At 68.3% G+C, this 20871-nt stretch carries 22 protein-coding genes and 1 tRNA gene; 13 read left to right on the top strand and 10 right to left on the bottom strand.

The features are described 5' to 3' along the window. Positions 1 to 351 precede the first annotated feature (351 nt). From GGR33_RS25050 to GGR33_RS25070, 5 genes are all read right to left on the bottom strand, one after another. The gene (locus GGR33_RS25050) at positions 352 to 723 is read right to left on the bottom strand and encodes a hypothetical protein (RefSeq protein ID WP_183513592.1); all 372 of its coding nucleotides are present in this window, start codon (positions 721 to 723) and stop codon (positions 352 to 354) included. Positions 724 to 1021: 298 nt separating this feature from the next. Next, positions 1022 to 1582: a hypothetical protein gene (locus GGR33_RS25055; protein ID WP_183513594.1), complete on the bottom strand. Its 561-nt coding sequence runs from the start codon at positions 1580 to 1582 to the stop codon at positions 1022 to 1024. 86 nt (positions 1583 to 1668) lie between these two features. Then, the gene (locus GGR33_RS25060; protein ID WP_183513595.1) at positions 1669 to 1902 is read right to left on the bottom strand and encodes a helix-turn-helix domain-containing protein; all 234 of its coding nucleotides are present in this window, start codon (positions 1900 to 1902) and stop codon (positions 1669 to 1671) included. Between the two features lie 242 nt (positions 1903 to 2144). Beyond that, positions 2145 to 2411, bottom strand: coding sequence for a hypothetical protein (locus GGR33_RS25065; RefSeq protein WP_183513599.1), 267 nt, complete (start codon positions 2409 to 2411; stop codon positions 2145 to 2147). A gap of 79 nt (positions 2412 to 2490) precedes the next feature. After that, positions 2491 to 2566 (bottom strand) — tRNA-Glu (locus GGR33_RS25070). Between the two features lie 126 nt (positions 2567 to 2692). Here GGR33_RS25070 and GGR33_RS25075 point away from each other — a divergent pair. Beyond that, entirely contained in the window at positions 2693 to 3667 is a 975-nt protein-coding gene (locus GGR33_RS25075) for an RluA family pseudouridine synthase (protein ID WP_284212182.1), read from the top strand. Positions 3668 to 3920: 253 nt separating this feature from the next. Beyond that, positions 3921 to 4811 (top strand): RNA polymerase sigma factor RpoH, encoded by an 891-nt coding sequence (gene rpoH, locus GGR33_RS25080; RefSeq protein WP_183513609.1) that lies wholly within the window; start codon positions 3921 to 3923, stop codon positions 4809 to 4811. An 82-nt stretch (positions 4812 to 4893) separates the two neighbouring features. Here the strand turns inward: rpoH and GGR33_RS25085 are convergent, their stop codons facing one another. The 3 genes from GGR33_RS25085 to GGR33_RS25095 form a co-directional block, all read right to left on the bottom strand. Further along, a complete protein-coding gene (locus tag GGR33_RS25085) occupies positions 4894 to 6309 on the bottom strand; it encodes a histidine kinase (RefSeq protein ID WP_183513615.1) in 1416 nt (471 codons plus the stop codon). Between the two features lie 35 nt (positions 6310 to 6344). Next, entirely contained in the window at positions 6345 to 7637 is a 1293-nt protein-coding gene (locus GGR33_RS25090) for an adenylosuccinate synthase (RefSeq protein ID WP_183513626.1), read from the bottom strand. A gap of 181 nt (positions 7638 to 7818) precedes the next feature. After that, the gene (locus GGR33_RS25095; protein WP_183513630.1) at positions 7819 to 8130 is read right to left on the bottom strand and encodes a hypothetical protein; all 312 of its coding nucleotides are present in this window, start codon (positions 8128 to 8130) and stop codon (positions 7819 to 7821) included. Positions 8131 to 8411: 281 nt separating this feature from the next. On the opposite strand from GGR33_RS25095, the gene GGR33_RS25100 reads away from it, so the two are divergent. From GGR33_RS25100 to GGR33_RS25130, 8 genes are all read left to right on the top strand, one after another. Continuing rightward, positions 8412 to 8771: a hypothetical protein gene (locus tag GGR33_RS25100; RefSeq protein WP_183513634.1), complete on the top strand. Its 360-nt coding sequence runs from the start codon at positions 8412 to 8414 to the stop codon at positions 8769 to 8771. Between the two features lie 590 nt (positions 8772 to 9361). After that, positions 9362 to 10318, top strand: coding sequence for a hypothetical protein (locus GGR33_RS25105; protein ID WP_183513640.1), 957 nt, complete (start codon positions 9362 to 9364; stop codon positions 10316 to 10318). 126 nt (positions 10319 to 10444) lie between these two features. Further along, entirely contained in the window at positions 10445 to 11014 is a 570-nt protein-coding gene (locus tag GGR33_RS25110; protein ID WP_210302215.1) for a hypothetical protein, read from the top strand. Continuing rightward, positions 11014 to 11850 carry a metallophosphoesterase family protein gene (locus tag GGR33_RS25115; RefSeq protein WP_246413463.1) on the top strand — a complete coding sequence of 279 codons (837 nt, stop codon included), beginning with the start codon at positions 11014 to 11016 and terminating at the stop codon, positions 11848 to 11850. Before GGR33_RS25110 ends, GGR33_RS25115 begins: the two co-directional genes overlap by 1 nt. Beyond that, on the top strand, positions 11847 to 14198 hold the full coding sequence (locus GGR33_RS25120; RefSeq protein ID WP_183513655.1) for an AAA family ATPase: 2352 nt from the start codon (positions 11847 to 11849) through the stop codon (positions 14196 to 14198). Before GGR33_RS25115 ends, GGR33_RS25120 begins: the two co-directional genes overlap by 4 nt. Before the next feature lie 106 nt (positions 14199 to 14304). Beyond that, entirely contained in the window at positions 14305 to 14622 is a 318-nt protein-coding gene (locus GGR33_RS25125; RefSeq protein WP_183513660.1) for a DUF6634 family protein, read from the top strand. Continuing rightward, the gene (locus GGR33_RS26370; protein WP_281381221.1) at positions 14619 to 14753 is read left to right on the top strand and encodes a hypothetical protein; all 135 of its coding nucleotides are present in this window, start codon (positions 14619 to 14621) and stop codon (positions 14751 to 14753) included. Before GGR33_RS25125 ends, GGR33_RS26370 begins: the two co-directional genes overlap by 4 nt. Then, positions 14750 to 15511, top strand: coding sequence for a 3'-5' exonuclease (locus tag GGR33_RS25130; RefSeq protein ID WP_183513663.1), 762 nt, complete (start codon positions 14750 to 14752; stop codon positions 15509 to 15511). The genes GGR33_RS26370 and GGR33_RS25130 overlap by 4 nt, the downstream gene beginning before the upstream one ends. 244 nt (positions 15512 to 15755) lie before the next feature. Here GGR33_RS25130 and GGR33_RS25135 read toward each other — a convergent pair whose 3' ends face one another. Then, complete coding sequence (locus GGR33_RS25135; RefSeq protein WP_183513671.1) at positions 15756 to 16436, bottom strand: hypothetical protein; 681 nt, start codon at positions 16434 to 16436, stop codon at positions 15756 to 15758. A gap of 231 nt (positions 16437 to 16667) precedes the next feature. Between GGR33_RS25135 and GGR33_RS25140 the strand changes: the two genes are divergently transcribed. From GGR33_RS25140 to GGR33_RS25150, 3 genes are all read left to right on the top strand, one after another. Beyond that, positions 16668 to 18017: a hypothetical protein gene (locus GGR33_RS25140; protein ID WP_183513675.1), complete on the top strand. Its 1350-nt coding sequence runs from the start codon at positions 16668 to 16670 to the stop codon at positions 18015 to 18017. Between the two features lie 159 nt (positions 18018 to 18176). Continuing rightward, positions 18177 to 19271, top strand: coding sequence for a site-specific integrase (locus tag GGR33_RS25145; protein WP_183513677.1), 1095 nt, complete (start codon positions 18177 to 18179; stop codon positions 19269 to 19271). Positions 19272 to 19777: 506 nt separating this feature from the next. Further along, entirely contained in the window at positions 19778 to 19993 is a 216-nt protein-coding gene (locus tag GGR33_RS25150; RefSeq protein WP_183513681.1) for a hypothetical protein, read from the top strand. Here GGR33_RS25150 and GGR33_RS25155 read toward each other — a convergent pair. After that, positions 19963 to 20814: a D-amino-acid transaminase gene (locus tag GGR33_RS25155; protein WP_183513685.1), complete on the bottom strand. Its 852-nt coding sequence runs from the start codon at positions 20812 to 20814 to the stop codon at positions 19963 to 19965. The two genes, GGR33_RS25150 and GGR33_RS25155, sit on opposite strands and share 31 nt — an antisense overlap. Between the last annotated feature and the right edge of the window lie 57 nt (positions 20815 to 20871).

Here is a 20871-nt window from a genome sequence, read left to right on the forward strand (position 1 = left end):
GCTCACCCGACAAGCTCCGCCGACCAAGCTACCCGTGGAGCAAAGGCCGACTTTGCACTAACCTTGCACTTGGACCACCGTGTGGGGGCCGATCATGTCACGCTGCTCAATTGATCGACGGTGTTGACGTTCTGACCGACGTAATGGCTCGGGTGATTGGCGTCCATGCAGATCTCCAGGCGTGATTAGAAGGCCAACACCAAGACGATCTCGAAGGTCCTGCGACATAATAGATGGAAAGTAAGTGCGGGATCGCTCGTCAGATTGAAACTGCGCTGAAACGACGGCACCTTCACAACAAAACGGCAGGGCTTTCGCCCTGCCGTCTGCTATCTAAAGCAGATGGGAAAATCAGTAAGCGCCGCGGCTCCGGCCACGCTGGTCCTGATTGACCATCTCGTCTTCCTGCTCCAGGTCGCTGTACCGCGCATCGCGGCCGCCGCGACGCGGAGCTATAGATCCGGTGACGATATCATCAGCCGCACCGACCGTTCCTCCGACAACGCCTCCGACGGCTCCAGTCACGCCCCCGACGACGTTGCCCACAGCACCAAGCGGGCCGCGCTGCGGCCGAGCCGGGTCGAGGTTCGCTCCCCACACGTTGAGAGTTCCGTCGCTGCCGTAGCCTGAGCCACGGTTGTTGAAGTCCTGCGCAAGGCTCGGAGAAGCAGCAGCGCTAATTGCGAGGGCAAGTCCGACAGCGATCTTGGAAAAGTTTTTCATAGATAATCCTTAAATATCTTGGAGAGTCTGCCAATCCTGCATGCATCGGCAGATTTACCGGGTTGCGAAATCACTGGAATGATTATCGTAATATGAGAACTTGTGCGAAATTGTAGCTGAACAAGCCGAATGGTACGTCAGGTCGCGGGCGTATAATTCACTACCAAAAATACTAATTAGACTTATTACGCTGCGACACTGAGTTTGGATCAGTTAGCCCAATTTGGCCAATGGGTTCCGCTAACAATTTGGAATGGGATCGGCGTTGACGCTTTCCACGTATGCGATCAGCGCAGCCTTAGTGGAAGCAAGCGAGCCAGAGTTGGCATGCCCCGTCCTCCCACCTTTGCTCGACCGCCGGGGCTGCCTCGTTCAGGACGAAATAAAGGTTCGCCGTATCGGCCCGTGACGCGAGCCATTGGCACGCGGCGCTCTGCCCAGCCGGCATGTCGAAGGTTGCGCCTATGCGCCCTTTCACGTCCGGCGTGACAGCTCCGAGGGTGATGCGGCCGCCATCAGCAAGGCGCGTCAGGAAATCGACAGCGTCGGCTAGACCTAGCGGTACGGAGACCGGCGGTCTCTGGGGCAGAAGCTGTGAGGCGGGTACGCCGCGGGCGGCGAGGTAATTTCGAGCCATGACGATGGCGTCGTCGAGGTTGTTCTTCCGTAGGCACGGTGGCACGCGCACCAACAGCATCGTGTCCGGGGCACCGTCTTCGCCTCGGACGGCAAGCACAGCGTTAGCCTCCCGCCCCGCGTCGCGCGAAGTGATCTCGACGCTCAGCATCGGCCGGAGCTGCACCAGGCATGCAGGGTCGGGGTCGAGAAACTGTGCGTTGGCCGCGGCCGTCGCCGGCATTGGCGCCCAATGCAGATCGAAATCATCACCGTGCGAGGCGCGGGCTATAACCGGCACAAGCGGCGGTAAGGGCTATGCGAAGCAGCTCATGCGCTTATGCCGTTCGAGCTGGCAGTCGATCGCTCAAGGAGAGTGTCGCAATCGGAACGGCGCAGTAGTGTCCGGCCCTTCAATCGCGCGCAGGGCAGGGCGCCGTCCTTGATGAGACGCCAGACGGAACTACGAGATATCCCGAGATATTCGGCGCCGATTTCGACGCTGAACGCAGCCGCCGAAAAAGCCGGTGTTGCAGCAGGATCGCAAGCTTTAACCTTGGACATGGACAGGCCCCATGAGTGTCTGAGGCCTGCATTCTGTCTGACGACGGATCAGACAGTCTCCCGACAAAATTCTCTCAAGGGATTTGTCGGGCTTTCGCGGATTTCTTCAGCCGCTGATTGTGCCGTTCGACAGCGCTAGCCGTGGCGCTTTGGTTGATGCCGAAGACAGACCCGTCAGTGGCAACCTCTCGATGAACGTACTTCCAGAGCGCTTGCCCTTTCAGGCCTAATTCGTGTCGCGCTTACCGTTCCATCTGAGAGAGTATCGCGTCGCGCCCGATTTTCGGCTTCGGGCCTGGTTTGGCCCAGGGGACTTCAATACCGAGTTGGCGACACAGCAGCCGCGTTAGAGGGCCCTTGCGGCCCAGATCGCGCAGAGCCTTGTCGGGATCCTCGCCGGCCGCCTGGGCTGCGGCCGCAACGTAGCGCTCAAGCTCGAGCCAAGTTCGCGGTGCGCATTGATCGCCATTGGAGCAGAGCAGCGACTCGTTGCCTTCCACGGCGCTCACAGCCACCACCCCTTGGCAACGAATTCGACAACGAATTTATAGGGTGGGTTAGCTTGTCGGGCTAAGGCCTTGATCCTGCTGGCGCTCCCAAGGGGAATCGAACCCCTGTTTTCGCCGTGAGAGGGCGACGTCCTAGACCGCTAGACGATGGGAGCTTCCGGGCAGGCGGGGGTTCCTATACCCACGCCGGGCGAGGTCGGCAAGGGCCTCGGTCGAGCTTGAGCGGGGCTGCCGTCATACCGAACGAACATGACAACGAGGATGCGCTCGCGCGTCCCTGTGTGACGATCGCACCGGATGCGGCTGTGGACCGGCTCGATCGCGTGCTGGCGGCCTCGCTCACGGAGCTTTCGCGGTCACGGCTTCAGGCATTGATACGAGAGGGCAGGGTGCTCTGCGATGGCGCTGTGGCGCTCGACCCATCGCGAAAGGTCGGGCCAGGGATGCGGATCGAGGTCGCGGTGCCGGAGCCGATACCGGCCGAACCTCAGCCAGAGGCGATGGATCTCGTCATTCCCTACGAGGACGACCAGCTCGTCGTGATCGACAAGCCTGCCGGGCTGGTGGTGCATCCGGGAGCAGGGCACGAGACCGGCACTCTGGTGAACGCGCTGGTGGCACATTGCGGAGCAAGCCTGTCGGGGATCGGCGGGGTCCGGCGGCCCGGCATCGTGCACCGTCTCGACAAGGACACCAGCGGGTTGCTGGTGGTGGCGAAGACCGACCGGGCACACCAGCGCCTCTCGGCGCAATTCGCCGATCATGGCCGCAGCGGCGATCTCGAGCGGGCCTATTTGGCGCTCGTCTGGGGTGTGCCCGAGCCGCGCTCCAGCACCATCACCACCAACCTGGCTCGCAGCCAAAAAAATCGCGAGAAAATCGCAGTGGTGCGGGAGGGGGAGGGGCGTCACGCGGTGACGCATTATCGGGTCGAGGCGTTGCCTGGGCCCGATGGTCTCGTCGCCCTCGTGCGCTGCGTGCTGGAGACCGGGCGGACGCACCAGATCCGGGTGCATCTGAGCCATCGCGGCCATCCGCTGCTCGGGGACGACACCTATGGCAGCGCGATGAAGACCAAGGCAGTCAAGCTCGGGCAGGAGGCGCAGGGGGCGCTGACCGCTCTGGGGCGTCAGGCGCTGCACGCGACATTGCTCGGCTTCCGCCATCCGGGCACCGGCGAGCGCCTGCATTTCGAGAGCCCGCTGCCGCCGGACATGGCTGCGCTCCTGGACGCGCTGTCGCAGAACTCACGCTGAGGGCCGCGTTGCGCGGGCGCATCGGTCAAGCAATCGTTTAACGACGTGGTGCGTTTCGGCACCGCATCGCATGGCCTCGGCATGCAGACTGCAAACCCGAAGCCCGGTCGGCGCGTTGCAGTCATTCACGTGGCGAGCGCCGCTACCGGGTGATCGTGCTCTCCTGTAGAGATGGGGAGCGCACCGGCCGGCTCAAGAGAGAGGCCGCTCGCAAGGGGCCTGCCCGACAGGGGGGCCGATATAGGAGGTGTCCATGGCAGGCGCATTGCCCGTGCTCGCCAACGAAGGTGGCCTTTCGCGCTACCTCGACGAGATCCGCAAGTTCCCGATGCTGGAACCCGCGGTCGAATATAAATTGGCCAAGAACTGGCGTGAGGACGGCGACCGCGAGGCGGCTCACCGGCTTGTGACGTCCCATCTGCGTCTCGTCGCGAAGATCGCGATGGGCTATCGCGGTTATGGCCTGCCGATCAGCGAAGTCGTGTCCGAGGGCAATGTCGGCCTGATGCAGGCCGTCAAGCGCTTTGAACCGGAGAAGGGCTTCCGGCTCGCCACTTACGCCATGTGGTGGATCAAGGCGGCGATCCAGGAATACATCCTGCGTTCGTGGTCGCTCGTGAAAATGGGCACGACCGCGAACCAAAAGAAGCTGTTCTTCAACCTGCGCAAGGCGAAGGGCCGCATCTCGGCGCTCGACGAGGGCGACCTGCGTCCCGAGCACGTGACGACGATCGCCAAGAACCTCGGCGTGCCCGAGCAGGACGTGATCGACATGAACCGTCGCCTGTCCGGTGACACCTCGCTCAACGCTCCGCTTCGTGAGGAGGGGGAGGGCGAGTGGCAGGATTGGCTCGTCGACAACGCGCCGAGCCAGGAGACCGTGCTCGCCGCCGAGCAGGAGGGCTCGAACCGCCTTTCGGCGCTGCGCGACGCGCTCTCGGTGCTGAACCCGCGTGAGCGACGCATCTTCGAGGCGCGCCGCCTCGCGGATGATCCAATCACGCTGGAGGACCTCTCGGGCGAGTTCGGCGTGTCACGGGAGCGCGTGCGCCAGATCGAGGTCCGTGCCTTCGAGAAGGTTCAGGATGCGGTCAAGCGCAACATCGCGGCCCGCGAGGCGCCACAGGTCGAAGCGCGAATCTGATCGGGCGCATCTCGATTGCCGGAGGGGAAGACCCCTCCGGCATTTTTATGTCGAGACCGTCACGTCGGGGGATGCTTAACCCCTACCGCCATTGATCGAAGGCATCCTGCAGGACGCGAGCGCCCGCAGAGCCCTTTTCGAAGGAGAGGATGGCGCGCGGGCCATCCTTGTACTTCACGGCAAGGTCGATCCAGTTGCGGCGCGTCAGCATCTCGGTATTGCGCTCGATATCAGCGGGTAGATTCGAGAGCCCGATCAGGAACAGGTTGTCGCGGACGCGCACCGGCAGGCCGGAGACTGGCGAACCGCGGCCGCCCTCGTCGTCCTTGAGTTGAATAAGCCCGATCTCCTGCACGGCGCGCTTCTCGCCCGGACCGTAATTGGTGAAGGCGAGTTCGATGGTGTGGGAGGCCGGCAGCGTCGCGTCGAGGTTGCGCCGGATCGTCACGGCCAGCGTGAGGCCAGCCTCCGGATACTCGATATTGGCCCGGACCGCGCTCTGGAGCGGTTGGCCCTGTTCGCCGTTGACGGCCTCCAGTCGCCAGAGGACGCGCCCCTGAATGGCAGAGGGAGGCGCCTTCGGATCGGAGGTGTTCTCCTCGTAAAGCACGGCGCGCTGGGCGACGGAGACGTCGGGACGCGGATTGGACTCGGCGGGGGCGCTCGACGGCTCGCTCTCGGGCTTCTCGCTCCCGATCCTGTCGGACAGCTTGGCGTCGGACTGGGCCGGAGCGGCGGCCTCGGTGTCGCCGGCGCCTTGTGGGAGATCGGAGCGCTTGTCGGCGAGCATGATCGCGGCCACGGCGATCAATCCGATCACCACGGCGAGCACGCCGCCGACGACGAGGTTGCGCAGCTGGCGCGAACGTCCGGCACGTGGTGTCTTCACGTCGAGCCGGGGCCGCTGACGGCCGTTGACGACGTCCGGCGGCGCAAGATCCTGGATCGGACCGGATTCCGGAGCGGTGTCCTGCGTGGGCACCGACACTGCCGCCGCGGCCTCCTCGTTCGATTTCGGACGGCGCGGCGGTGGCACGAAGGGCGTGAAGGCGGGCGGCGGCCCGGGCTCGGGCAGCGGCTGCTCGGCCGGTGCCTCGGGTTCGGGAGGCGCCGGTGCGGGGGAAGCGACCGGGATGAAGGGCGCGACCTCGGGCGACGCCTCGGGCGCCGGCCGGGGCGGAGCAGGCTGGACTTTCGGCTCGGGTGCGGCCTCGGGCTCCGAAGAAGGCGGGGGCGCCGCCGGCTTCGGGGGAGCGGGTGGTGCGGCGGCCGGCTCCGGGGCAGCTGGCTCGCCGTATACGGATTCGAGCCGGGTGATCGCGGCGTCCAGCGCCTTGCGCTCGATTTCGATCGCCTCGTCCGGTAGTGGCGGATCCAGAGTGCGGAGCTGACCGATCAAAGCGCTGCGGGCGCGATCATACACGGCCTTGCGCAGAGCCGGAGTGCGATCCGGCAAGGCGTCGAGCGCCCGCGCCAGCAACGGATAATAGTCGGCCATCGTGCCCTGATCCGCCCGTTCCCGCCGCCTCGAGCCTAATCCTCGAAGGGGTTGTGCATCAGGATGGTGTCGTCGCGCTCCGGCGAGGTGGAGAGCAGGGCGACGGGCGCCCCGATCAGTTCCTCGATCCGCCGCACGTACTTCACCGCCTGCGCCGGCAGATCCGCCCAGGAGCGGGCGCCGCCCGTGGTGCCGTCCCAGCCCTTGAAGGTCTCGTAGACCGGCACCGCGCGCTGCTGCGCGGCCTGGCTCGCCGGCAGATGGTCGAGGCTCTCGCCGTCGAGCTCGTAGCCGGTGCAGATGCGGATCTCCGAGAACCCGTCGAGCACGTCGAGCTTGGTCAGGGCGATGCCGTCGATGCCCGAGGTGCGCACGGTCTGGCGCACGAGGCAGGCATCGAACCAACCGCAGCGGCGCTTGCGTCCGGTCACGGTGCCGAATTCGTGGCCCCGCTCGCCGATGCGCTGGCCGATCTCGTCATGCAGCTCGGTGGGGAAGGGGCCCTCGCCGACGCGCGTCGTGTAGGCCTTGGCGATGCCGAGCACGTAGCCGACCGCGCCAGGGCCGAGGCCGGAGCCGGTCGCGGCCTGGCCGGCCACGGTGTTCGACGAGGTCACGAAGGGATAGGTGCCATGATCGACGTCGAGCAGCGCGCCCTGCGCACCCTCGAACAGGATGCGCTTGCCGGCCCGCCGCGCCTCGTCGAGCAGCCTCCAAACCGTATCCTGGTAGGGGAGCACCTTGTCGGCGATGCCGGTCAATTCGTCGTGGATCGTCTGGTCGGCGATCTCGGGCAGGCCGAAGCCGCGGCGCAGGGCGTTGTGGTGGGCAAGCAACCGCTCGATCTTCGGGCCGAGGGTGTCGGGCTCGGACAGGTCCATCACCCGGATGGCCCGGCGGCCGACCTTGTCCTCGTAGGCCGGGCCGATGCCGCGCTTGGTCGTGCCGATCTTGGTGCCGGGCGCACCGTCCTCGCGCAGCGCGTCGAGCTCGCGGTGAAGGGACAGGATCAGCGTGGCGTTGTCGGCGACGCGCAGGTTCTTTCGCGAGACTTCGACGCCTTGACCGGTGATGCGCTCGATCTCGGAGACGAGCGCATAGGGGTCGAGCACGACGCCGTTGCCGATCACGCCGAGCGTGTTCGGGCGGACGACGCCCGAGGGCAGCAGCGACAGCTTGTAGACGTTGGCGCCGACCACCAGCGTGTGGCCGGCATTGTGGCCGCCCTGGAAGCGCACCACGATGTCGGCCTGCTCGGAGAGCCAGTCGACAATCTTGCCCTTGCCCTCGTCACCCCATTGGGCGCCTACGACGACGACGTTCGCCATGCCGGTCTCGATCTGCTTCCCGTGACCGCGTGTCCGGATCGATGGACTCGACCATCACGCCACGCGCGAAAACCCCGGCGTCGTAGCCGGGGCGAGGATAGGGCGCGTCTTCGGCGATCAGAAGGGGCAGGTCAAGCAAGGCGGAGCCTGCCCACAGGGCATTCACACGCCCGGCTCGCGGTTATTTCGCGTCGGCGGGCGGCTTGATCACCGGCATCGAGGAGCCGGATTCGCCCGGCGGGATCGTCCGGATCTCGGGATCGACGCCGCCCGGCGGCTTGATGACGCCGTCCGACCTCTCCAGCTTGTCGCTGAGCGTGGCGCCGCCGCCCGAACCATCGGTCTCGGGACGGATCTTTTCCGGCACCTGCTGGCTCGGCGGCGGCAGCTTCGGATCGCTGTCCTGGCCCCTCTGCGGCACCGACGGATCCTGCGCGAGAGCGGCCGTGGCGATGAGCGCCGCGGCAAGCGCCGCGGTGAGTGGTTTCAGCATGGTGGTTCCCCCGGGAATAGCATGTGCTGTTGGTGGGAGAACGGATGGCGCGCCGCCTCCGTTCCGGGGAGGACGGTCATCGCCCTGAGGGAGGCGGGCTGCGACACTTCCCCGATCCGATGGGAACCGCCGGCATTTACGACCGCGCGATGCCGTGCGTGCCGCAGCACCGCACGCCAGAACCCGCAGCCGTCGCTGCATGATGAAGTTTGATCCGCATCCACCGAACGCTCGGCGAGCTCCTCCTGAGACCCAGGCCCCAGATTTGAAAGAGCCGATCGATGAGGATCGGTTCGCGTCCGGGATGGGTGCACCCGCAGAAAACAAGTGCGCCGAACCGGCTCTTCGGCGCGTCAAGGGCCGCATCACGATGCATGACGTCATCGTCATCCCGCTCCGATGCCGGTCACCCCCGGGCCGGCTTCGACCGCATCGGCGGCAGCACGATTAAACCCATCGCGACGGTCCGCCGCTTCAATCGCACAGGGGAGGGGGCGAGCTGCTTGGCCAAGACGAGCGATCAGGCCGTCGCCACGACGGAGGAAAGCCGCCATTGTCGTTTTGCGGCCAAGCTCACTCCGCTGCGCGCCGACAATCGAGTATATTATCTGTCTAAACTAAAACATGTGCACTGGATCTAGTGCAAATCTCAAATATATCTGTATTAAAAATGCGTAATCATTGCGTTTATATCGCAAGTCTTACTCTACGCCCACGGAGAATGACCACGACGGTGGGGCGGGCTCTCGGTCCGCTTGGCAGGCGACGGGTGCGATGACGGCCAAACCTGTCGGCAGGGCCAAGCACAGGGCGGCCGTTAACCCTGTCACGCAGTCTCGCTTTCCTTTTGCGATGAAGCGTGGCAGCCTTCGACCTGCAGCCTCAGCTGCGCAATTGGCTGCGTTCAGGGCGGCCAGCCCCGGTGTTACCAGCACCGTGGCCGGCCTGACCAAAGCCGCTCATCATCTGGAGATGATCGACCATGGCTAGGCACCAGCTTAGCGGCCCGCGCCGACGCGCGGAAGCCTCCCCCACCCACTTCCAGCCCATCCGCGCATGTCCGACGACGTGCGCCCGTCCCGTCGAGGAAGACCACGGCCGCGTCTAGCCGCGCCGCCGCCGGCATTCGCCCTCTTCCTCACCTCCACGGGATCGATCAGGCCCGGCCTCACGGTCGGCGCGCGACCGCGCATGCGCTCGTTCGATCCCGTCCCACGGGACGCACATCATCATGGATCTCATCCGCAAGGCCATCGCCGGCATCGTGCCGGCCCGAGAGCTCTCCTGCCTTCACGTCGAGGGCCTGCCGCCGAGCGTGCGCATCATCAAGGCGCGCACCTCGACGCTCCTTCTCGTCGTCACCCCGGTCGAGCATACCGGGGCCGTGCTCAACGCCTTCACCGGCGATGAATCGCTTGTCTACGGGCTCGCCAATCACGGCCTCGTCAGCGAGATCGGCCTGATCCGGCGCGGAGTGCGCTTCGGGGCCACCACCCGGCACCTGAGCCACCGCATGCGCCGGCACCTCGCCAACCCGCCCGTTCCGGCCGCCCGCACCCTGTTCGTGGTGGCCGGACGCACCGCCGACGTTCTGACCGCCGAGCTCGCCTTCGCGCTCGAATCCGAACTTGCCCGGTTGACCCCGCTCGCCGGGGCCTACCAGGTCATCGGCAGCTACAGCTTCCCCACGCTGTCGGCCCCGACCCAGCTCGTCGTCGATCACTGGGTCGAGGAACTGCGTCTCATGTTGATCGACGCGGGCGTGCCCGTGCTGGAACAGTCGGCGCAGGACTCGGAGGCAGGCGAGGCGGGAGAGACGGACGAGGCCCCGGAACGCGCGTTTCGCTCCGGCTACAGCCTCAGCGTACCCGCCGACCTCACCAGCCGGCCGGACGCCCAACGCTGGCGGCTCTCCGCCGGCGAGGTCCGGGCCTCGGCGATCTGCTGGCAGGGCTGGACCGTGCTCCAGCCGGGGGCCACGGCCCGCGCGCTCGTGGTGCCCTCCAACCAGGCCTGCCTGACGCGCAAGCGCCAGGTGCTTCGCGCCCAGGGCATCCTCCGCCCTCACGGCCGGCGCGGGCAGGTGCTCGAATTGCTGCGCCCGCTGCGGGTCCCGTCGCTGGTGAACGCCGCCCGGCTGCTGTTCGGCAACAATTCCGACGGTCGGGAATGGCGCCGGGTCTCCTGAGGGCCCGGATCGGGCGGCCATCGGCCCGATCCCGCGCCTGACCGCAATCCTCCCACTCAGCCTCCCTTTTCTTCCAAACGCGACGCGGCGTCCTCCGCCGCGCTCGCCGGAGCTCATTCCATGCTCATGCGCATTCCTCTGACCTCACCACCGAACGTCTTAGCCCCGTGCGGTGTCGGCACCCGGCCCGCGGACCCGCTGCCCGTCCGGCTCGACGCGTGCCTTCGCGCGATCCCGATCGTCGCCCGGGTCTCTCCCGATCCGGTGGTCGAAGCCCTCGCCCGCGCGCTCGGCCTGTCGGCGTCCGGCGTCGCCTGCCGCCGGCTTCGGCTCGTCGACGGCAGCGGCCTGACGATCGTCGTGGCCGAGGGTCCGAGCTGGCGCCCTGCTGCCAAGGTCGCGCTTCTCAGGCTCAAGCGCGCCGCCTCCGCTCTCGGACACCGCGTCATGCTCCTGCCCGACAGGGCCTGCGACCGGATCGCGCGCGGCGCCGCCGCGGCGGGGGACTCCGGCGGTCTCGGCGTGCCGGTCGATCCGGTCGTTCGGCGCCGGCCCCGAACCACGAACGCCGCCGGCGTGATGCGGCCCCCGGCTGCGGATCGCCGCGCCGGGGCAGGGCGCCTCGGGCTGCTCGGGGTGGGGCTCGCGGGAGCCGCGGGCCGGATGTCGGCGAACGCGGCCGGGGGAGGCAGCTGATGCATCGCGCACCCCAGTCGTCCAGCCCTCCTTCGCCCTTGCGCATCCAGGTCGTCAGCGACCTGCATGTCGACGTCGCCGATCCCGACCCGTTCGCGCTCGCACCCGGGGCCGACCTCGTCGTCGTGGCCGGCGATACCTGCGCCGGGGCGGTCGCGGCCTTCACTCACCTGCGCCGCTGCGTTCCCGCACCGCTGCCGATCGTTGCCGTCCTCGGCAACCACGAATTCTACGGCAGCGTCCATGCCGACGAACTCGCCCGCGCCCGCGCCGCGGCGGAGCGGCTCAAGATCACGCTCCTCGAGAACGAAGTCGCCGTCATCGCCGGCGTGCGGTTTTTCGGCGCGACGCTGTGGACCGATTTCGACCTCTACGGCCACGCGCATCGCCCGGTCGCGATGGCCGCGGCGCTGCGGCGCATGAACGACCATCGCTGCATCGCCGCCGCCCCCTACCCGGCCTGGCGGCCGTTCCTGCCCCTCGACGCCGCGAAGCTGCACGCCACTTCGCGCGCCTTCCTGGCACGGACGCTGGCGACGCCGTTTGCCGGTCCGCGCGTGGTGGTGACCCATCATGCGCCCCACCCGAGGTGCATCGCGCCGCGCTACGGCCGTGACCCGCTCAGCGCCAGCTTCGCCTCGGATCTCACCGATCTGATCGCCGGCGCCGGCCCGGATCTCTGGATCCACGGGCACACCCACCACGCCGTCGACCAGATGATCGGGGCAACCCGCCTCGTCTCGAATCCACACGGCTACCGGCACGAATGCGCCGGCCGGTTCGATCCGACCCTGGTGATCGAGGTGGCGCGCCAACGCCCGGAGGATCAGGCATGAGCAAGCCCGAGACCCGCACACCCCCTAGCCGCACACCCAAGACCGAGCCGAGGCCCCATACGCCCACGGCAGAGAAGTCCGAGCCGAACAAGCCCGGGTCGAACAAGCCCAGGGCGAACCGGCGCCAGGGGAACGCGTCCGAGGCCCGCGTTCCCGAGCGCGGCACACCCGAGACGTTCGGGCCCTCGCTCCCTGAGGAGGCCGGAGCCGGCGGGCGGCCGCGACAGCCCGCATCGCCGAGCCCGGCATCGCCCTCCCGGCAGCCCGCGCCGCCCGAGGACACGCCCCAGACCCTCGACGACACCTTCGGCCTCGACCTGTTCGACCTCAGCCTGCCGGCGCCCCTCGATCTCCAGGAGGGCGGTCTCAAGCCGGCATCCCAAGAGCCCCGCGATGAGGGCTCGGGCCGGCGGGGTGGTTGGCGCGGCATCCGCCAGGCCGACGGCCTCGTCGACCCGCCACGGCTGCTCGCCGAACTCGCCCTCGAGGCGGCGCTGCCCGCGCGGTTGGGCCGGCGTCTGCGCGCGGGACACGCCCTTGTCGTCATCGTGATCGTCCAGAGCGCAGGCTGGGTCGCGCCGATCGAGGCGGCGGTCAGGACCGCGACCGGAGGCCATGCCCGCATCGTCACGAGAGCCACGCGTCCGCGCGGCAGCATCGAGGTCGAACGCGACGCCGAGGCGGCCGACCGGATCGCCGACGCCGGAGCGCTCGTGGCGATCACGCCCGACGTCGGTTTCCTCGCGCCGGTCCTGGTCTGCGCGGCCGATCACACGCTCAGCGTTTCTGCGCTCGATGCCCGTCTCGTCAACCGCGCGGTCGGGCTGTGGTGTGGCCGGCGCCTGCGCGAGAGGCTGGAGGCGCAGGACCTCGCCGGCCTCGACCTGCTCGACGTCGCCGCGGCCCTGCGCGCGGGAGCGACACCGTCGGCCTGCCTTGCGCGCATCCGCCGAGCGAGCCGCGCCCGCATCGGCGTGCCCGCATCAACCGGCGCGCCGCCGCTCGACCAGCTGACCGGCTACGGCGAGGCCCTCGCCTGGTCGCGGCGCGCCGTCGCCGACATCGCCCGGGTCAGGGCCGGCACGCTTGCAGCCGACGCCCTCGAGTCGATCGTCTGGTTCGGTCCCCCCGGCACCGGAAAGACCACCCTGGCGCGCGCCACCGCCGCCGCGGCGGGCGTCACCTGCGTCGAGACCAGCGTCGCGGCCTGGTTCGTCGAGGGCACCGGATACCTCGATTCGGTCCTGAAGCTGATCACGGCCTTCACGGAGCGGCTCGAACTGGCGGCCAAGCGCGATGGTACGGCCATCGGCTACATCGACGAATTGGACGCCCTGCCGAGCCGGACCCGGCTCGACGACCGCAACGCCAGCTATTGGCAATCTGTGATTGTGCATGTTCTCACATGCACGGAAAAGCTGCGTCAGGCCGGTGTCGTCCTGATCGCGGCCACGAACTTCGTCGACCGCCTTGACCCGGCCCTGCTTCGTCCGGGCCGGTTCGATCGCCAGATGCTGATCGGACCGCCCGACGAGGCGGGTCGGGTCGGCGTCCTGCGCCACCATCTCGGCGAGGATCTCCGGGGCGCCGATCTGGTGAGCGCAGCCCGCTTGTCGAGCGGCCGGACCGCCGCGGACCTCGCCGGAAGCGTGCGCGGCGCCCGGGCACGGGCACGCGCCGCCGGGCGCGCGCTTCGTCTCGACGATGTTCTTGCCGAGATCGCGCCGCCAGAGACCCGCTCCGAGTCCGACCTGCGCGCCGTCGCCCGGCACGAGGCGGGGCATGCCGTGATCGGCCTGCGCCTCGGCCTTCGCGTCGACGAGGTCTCGATCCTCTCCGGCCTCGATTACGGCGGCCGCACGATGATCCGGACGGGCCACGCGCTGCCGGATCGGGCGCATTTGGAACGGCGTGTCATCGCGTTGCTCGCCGGGCGCGCCGCCGATGCGGTCCTCGGGGACGGCGCCACGGCGGGCGCGGCGGGTGATCTGCGCGAGGCGACACGACAGGTTGCGGCGCTTCACGCGAGCCTCGGCCTCGGCGACACCCTGAGCGCCATGGTGGATGCGGAGCATGCGACCGCGCTGCTGCGCGAGGATGCGGGCCTGGCCGAGCGCGTCGAGGCCGACCTGCGTCGGCTGCAAGGCGTCGCCGTGGCGATGGTGCGCGCGGATCGAGAAGCGATCCTCGCACTCGTCGACGCGCTTCTCGCGCGCCGCGTCCTGACCGGCGAGGACCTCGGCGAGATCGTCGGCGGCCACCGGCCGAGGATCCGTGTCCGATCCGGAAACGGCCGTCTCGCTCCGTCGAGCGTCGCCGCAGCACAGCCCACGGAATCGCCAACCTGACGCCCCGGCGCGCCGGCCCGTCCCGAATGGGGGCCGGGCCGGCCTCACCCGATCCCTCATTCCGCATCGGCGCCAGGCCGATGCCCTCTGCGAGACAATCCCAGCCATGACGACCTCTCGTCTCGAATTCATCCTCACCGCCGACGAGGCGGCGCGCCTCGCGAGCGCGCTCAAGGCCTACGAGCATCTCAGCGGCGGCGATCCGCCCGACCCGAGGGCGCTCGCCGTCGCACCGCTCCTGCGCGACTGGCACTGCGCCAAGATCCCCGCGGCGATGCCGGTGCTCGTCGGAGAGATCAGGAACCATCCGGCACTGCCGGGAACGCGGCACGTCGCAACCTCGCGGCTGCTGCTGCTCGATGCCGGCGCGGGCTGGGCCCGCACCCTGAACCACCTCTACCGCCTTGGGACGGCGGCGCGATGAGCGCGGTCAGGCCGAAGGCCGTCGAGACCGCGCTCATCGAGGCCGAGCCGCTGACGGATCGCAGCCTCTCGGGCCGGGTCCGCGCGGCCGGCGCTTCCGCTCTCTTTTTCAGGATTTGGATTTGGCCATGACCCGTCGCATCGTTGTGTTCGACTTGGAAACGACCCCCGATCTCGCCGCCGTGGCGCGTGTGCACGACCTCGATCCGTCGGACCAGGCGGCGGCGCGGGCCAAGCTCGGCAAGGGCTTTCCGGCCTTGATCTACCATCAGATCGTGGTCATCGGCACGCTGGTGGCCGAGTACGACGACGGAGCTTGGCAGGTGCGGGCGCTCGATGCGCCCCATGGCGGCGACCACGACGAGGCCGCGCTGATCGCCGGGTTCTCCGCCCGTCTCGAACGGCTGCATCCGCAACTCGTGAGCTTTGCCGGGCACAGTTTCGACCTGCCGGTGCTGCGCTACAGAGGCCTCGTGAACGGGCTCTCGGCCCCCGGCCTCAGCATCCGGCCGTATCACCGCCGCTACGACGAGTCCGCCCTCGACCTGTGCGACCACGTTGGCAATTACGAGACCCGCTCCAAGGTCAAGCTGGACACGATGTGCCGGGCGCTCGGGCTGCCGGGCAAGCCCGCCGGCATGAATGGCGGATGCGTCGCCGACCTGGTTGCGGCCGGGCGGTTCGACGACGTCGCCGCCTATTGCACGGCCGATGTGCTCGCGACATTTCGGATCTTCCTCGCCTACGAGAGATTGCGCGGCCTGCTCGATGCCGGAGCGCATGCCCGCAGCGAAGCGAACCTCACCGGGTTCCTCGCCGCGCGGGCGCACCACACGCGAGCGGCCGAGCCGTCCGTGCGACCCGCTCCGGCGACGATCCGATCGGCGTGAGGGCAGACGCCAGGGGAGGGCGCCACATTCGGCATTCGCGTCGTTTCGACGGATGCCGCCCCCTTCGCCAGAGCGGGCCCGCGTCGGTGGGGCGGACCATCGCGATGAGGAACGGCGAGGCCGCACGCCGCATTCCGATGCCGTCAACAGGGGCCGATTGACCATCTCGGAGGAGTTCGCGGGACGCATGCCGATCCCTTGAGCGGGCTCCGAGCGCCGTCCATGGGGTGTCCGCGCTTGGCTTTCAGCGTTCGTCCTGCCGGTCGAGGGCGTAGCCCTGGCCTTTGACCAGCACGAATCCCGTCGCGCGGGGGTGAACCAGGATCGTTCGCAAATTTTCCGAGATGTCCTTTCCGGGCAATGTAAATCGTGTCGTCAGGGCCGACAGGAGCGCGCGGTGCGCCATCGGCGTCCCCTGCGCGCCGATCAGGGCCGCCGCCTCGCGCCGAACCCCCGCCACGTCGAGACGCGGCCGCGCCTGCTCTTCCGGCTCGGCCGGCTCGGCTGGACGTGCCGTTCGACCAGGCCGATCCTCGGGCTTGTGGCGCGGCGGCGCCCGAGATTCGGGAGGCAGGCGCGCGACGGCATTGCGCTTCCCTTTCGCTGAGGTCTGGGCCGCCCGTCCTTCGAGCGCGCCGACCCGGGCCACGAGATCCTCGATATCCCTGCGCAACCCGGTCAGCATCGTCTCGACCGATCCGGAACCGACTGGCCGAACAGGCCGGTCCGGCGTGTCGCCGTAGGCCGCAAGCGCAGCCTCGATGGCCTCGACGATGAGGTCGTTGACGGCGCAGTGGCGTTCGACGGCGATCACCTTCAGCGCCGTGATCAGGCCTTTGTCGACGATGAGCGTCGTTCGAAGCCGATCGTCGGGGCGACCCGCCGCCGCCGTCCCCGCCTCCGCTGCCGTCGTCTTCCGTACCACGCCGTTGCCGCCCCGTGCTTGATCCCGCCCCTGGCGCCCCCGCCGCAGAGGAGCGCGCTCTCGGCCATCATAGCCGCACCGACCGCGCACGAGAAAGCCACCGGCACCATCGCCAGGCGCAGGGTTGCACGGCATTGCAAGGTCAAACTTGCAGGCTTGTCGGTTTCATGGAACGTTGAAATGCGAATACGTTTCGATTCGCTTCGTTTCCATATGTTGCAAGGATGTGCCATGTCAGACCCGACCCCGAGGCCGATCCCCCCCGGCGACTTCGAGGCTCAGGCGAAAGCCCTCGCCAAGGAGCGCGACCTTGCAAAGAAGGCGCTCCTCAACGGCTTCGCGCAAATCTTCAAGGCGCGGGACGGCATCGAGAAGGCCCATTCATGTCCCGCGACGCTTGCGGGGATCGCCGCCGACATGGTCGTGACCATGGAGGACGCCGACTATCTCGCACTGATGCGCGAGAGGGGGCTTGCGATCCTCGCGGGCATCCCGCTTCCCGAGCGCGAGGTCCGCATCCAGCCGCTTCAGGTGATCAGCACCGGCGAACCTGACGCGACGGTGCGGGACCTTTTGAGCAACGCCGGCTTCCGCCGCCATGCCGGCACCGATGCCACGTTGGAGATCTACGTCGGCGAGGGATCGCTGACGGCGTGGAGGAAGCTGCAGAGCCACAGGATCACCGTCTCGGCGATCACGCTGCCGGGAGGCCTGTCACTGGACTCGATCGCGCACGGGGGAGGGCAGGACGGGCCGACACCGCAATCCGGTGCCGCGCCCACCGATCCGGTGCCCGCGTCCGGTGACCGGGACGGCGCAGGGGAACCGACGTCGGAGACCCTATCCGAGACGGGTCGGTCGAACGTAGGCACCGGCAAACCCCTCGCGACACCGAGGTTTCGTCCCTACCGCATGGCGACGGTGTCCGCGCCAGAGGACCAAGATTGGGCCCTGCATCGTGCAAAGCCCGCCCAGTATGCGGCGTTGATGGACGGCGTGATCACGCAGGAAGGTCCGGTCACCTGCGACAACGCCATCGAAGCTTTGCGCCTCGGCCTCGGCCTGTCCGCGATCCACGAGAACAGCCGCACCAAGCTCAAGGCGGCCGTGGCGGGTCTGGTCGCGGATGGCGGCGTGCTCGCGCTCGGCGGCGATGTCTACCACAAGGCCGATCTGCCGATCCTGCCGCGGGATCGGACGGGGTGCCCTGCACGCATCCGCACGCTCGCGGCGTTGCCCGAGGCCGAGATCACCGCCGCCCTGCTGGAGGTGCTCGATCTCGGCGAACCCGGTGATGACGACGCCGTTCTGATTTCGGCGGCGCTCCGGCTCGGCTACGGGCTCAAGTCACCCGGGACGAACCGGGCGCTCTCCGAGCGCATCCGTGCGGCGATCACCGGCCTGGTCGAGCGGCCGGGCGTCACCCGCGACGGTCAGGGTCGCCTGGTCCGTGCCCCGAACCCTCCGGGCACGACGGCGAGGGACGATCACCCCGCGATCGACGCGCCGCCCGAGGGCGCCTCCCCCGACCAGCAGGGCGACGTGATCAGCTTTCCGGTGCTGAGCAAGGGCTTCGGCTAGCTCCGGCGGCGCGCTGGCCGACAAGGTTCAGGCGACGGCCGCGGCCGGACGCCCCTTTTTCCTTCAAGGCCGGCACGATGGCCGGGTCGGCCCGATCCACGCAGCAGGCTCTGGCATCCGGCAACGTCCCGGGTCGGAGTAACGTAGGGCTCGAGCACCATGGATACCGATACCGACCCGCGATCCGGAGCCCGCCGACCCCGTCAAGCCAAGACCGAGGCGGATTATGCCAAGCGCGCCCGCCAATTGCTGACGCGCTGCGCGACCGAGATCGCTCGGCCGGAGCAAAGGCACGCCGTCACTTGGGCCGAGTTCGTCACCTGGCTTCTCGCCCGCAGGCCTGGCGTCGCCGCCACCAGCTGGCAGCAATACAAGAGCGCCTCGGTCTTCCTCCTCGAACGCGCGATCGATCTCAAGACCGCCGCCCTCGCAGCCGTAAGCGAGTCCGGCGAAATGCGGGCGCTCGCCACAAGCCTGGCAACCATGCAGACCGCGCTTCGGGACCTTCAGGCGGCGGGGACCGAGGGCTGCCTTCGCACGACGCGGCGAACCTCCTCGCGCAAGGCCAAGCGTTTCGACGAGGCGGATCGCCATGCCATCGTCGCGGAAGCCGAACGGATCAAGAGCCGCTACGCCGGCGACCTCGCCGATTGTCTCCTCGCCGCGAAACGCTGCGGGCTGCGCCCAGCGGAGTGGGCCGGCACGCGGCTCGTCCCGAGCGACGATCCCGCCGTTCTGGTGCTTCGCGTGCCCAATGCCAAGGCGGATACCGTCCGTGCCCATGGTCCGACGCGAACGCTGGTCTTCGACCGCCTGCCCGAGGTGGAGCGGCGTGCGGTCGAACGATGGGTCCGGCGCATCTCCGACCCGACGCTCGATGCCCCGCGCCTGATCAAGGCCCTGGGCGATTGTCTCCACGGCATCACGCGCGCGCTCTGGCCACGGCGAACAAAGCATATCGCGCTGTACTCGGCGCGGCACGAATTCGCCGCCCTTGCGAAAGTGCGCTACCGGCCTGCCGAAGTGGCGGCGTTGATGGGACATGCCAGCGATGTCACGGCGACCGACCATTACGGCCGCTACCGGGCCGGCGCATTTCCGCCGGGCCTGCAAACCCTGCTCGACCGCCTGCCGAAACCCGATCCGAGCGAGATCCTGCAGGTCAGGCGCAAATTGTCCGTCAAGCTCGACCGCTTGCCCGGTTTGCGCGAAGCGCCCGTAGCTCCGGATTCAAACGTCCGACCGAACGTCTGACCTCTGGGACGCGGTAATCTTACGCGTGCACCGAGCAACGCCCGCACAGCCGGCTGCCGCCGCTATGCCTACGGGTTCGCATCCGATCTCTCCGGGCCCGTCGCCTTCAGCGTCGCCACGAGAGACCGGCCAATGAATCTGGCGCTTCCTCAACCTGAGATGCCCGGGTCCCATCGCGGGCCGTCCTCCCTCGTCGTGGCCATCACGGCGACATACGGTGTTCGTCAAGCTCTATGGCGCCGCGTCCAGGTTGGGCGGGACCAGCCGAACTGGGTGGCACGTGGCCGCAAGGATCAGCGCTTCTGATGTAAGCGCTCACCGGTGGCCCTATCGCACGGAAAGGCCGTACGGGATCTGCTTTGGCCGCACCGCTGGAGTTGACGGTCGTTGCCGTTCCGACATTACGTATGGGGCGCTGTGTAGCCGGACGAGGGTTCGACAGGTAGGGGTTCCGATGCGCACGCTTGGCGCTTCGAGCCTGCGACGGCCGGTGCTATGCTGACGCCATGCCCCGCTGGCTTGCCATCCTCTGCGCCATTCCGCTGCTGCTGCTCATCGTGGCGGCAGCCCTGACCGTCGACGATCCCTGGGGCGTGGCCCTTGCCAAGCTGAAGGAGGGCGGCCTGTGGACCGGGCTCGCCGCGTTCCTAGTGATGGCGATGGTGCTGGCGTGGTTCCGCAAGCCGGACGCTCAGTCCCGCGCCTCGGCGAAGGTGAAATAGAGTTCGCGCAGACGCCGCGCGACCGGCCCCGGCCGCCCCTCGCCGAGCGTCTCGCCGTCGACCGAGACCACCGGCATCACGAAGGCGGAGGCGCTGGTGTAGAAGGCCTCGGCCGCGCCGTGCAGCTCCTCCACCGAAAACAGCCGCTCCTCAAGCGTCAGGCCGAACTCGGCAGCGAGCGCGATCACGGCGCGCCGAGTGATGCCCGGCAGCAAAGCGTTCGAGAGCGGGCGGGTGACGATGGTGCCCTCGCGCGTGACGATGAAGGCGGTCGAGGACGAGCCCTCGGTGATCGCGCCGTCCTCGACCATGAAGGCCTCGGCCGCGCCCGCCTCCGCCGCCGCCTGCTTGGCCAGCACTTGGGCCAGCAGAGCCACCGACTTGATGTCGCGCCGCTGCCAGCGGATGTCGGGCACCGTGACGACCTTCGCCCCGGTCTCGGCCAGAGGGTTCGCCCGGATGGTCTTGGCCTGGGTAAAGGCCACCACGGTCGGCACGGCGTCCTTCGGGAAGGAGAAGTCGCGCTCTGCGGCGCCGCGGGTCACCTGCATGTAGACCAGCCCCTCGTCGAGGCCGTTGCGCGAGACCAGCTCGGTCTCGATCCGCACCCATTCCTCGATGGGATGGGGGTTACTGATGCCGATCTCGGCGAGCGAGCGTGCCAGGCGCGCAAGATGCCCGGCATTGTCGACGAGGCGTCCGCCGAGCACGGCGGAGACCTCGTAGATCCCATCCGCGAACAGGAAGCCCCGGTCCATCACCGAGACCGCCGCCTGCTCCAGGGGCAGGTACTGGCCGTTGACGTAAGCGGTGCGCGTCATGGGATCCTGTCTCGCTCCTGTCCGGTGCCAAGCACGAACCGTGCGCAAGTCACTCCG

Source organism: Methylobacterium brachythecii (assembly GCF_014196345.1).
GTDB lineage: Bacteria > Pseudomonadota > Alphaproteobacteria > Rhizobiales > Beijerinckiaceae > Methylobacterium > Methylobacterium brachythecii.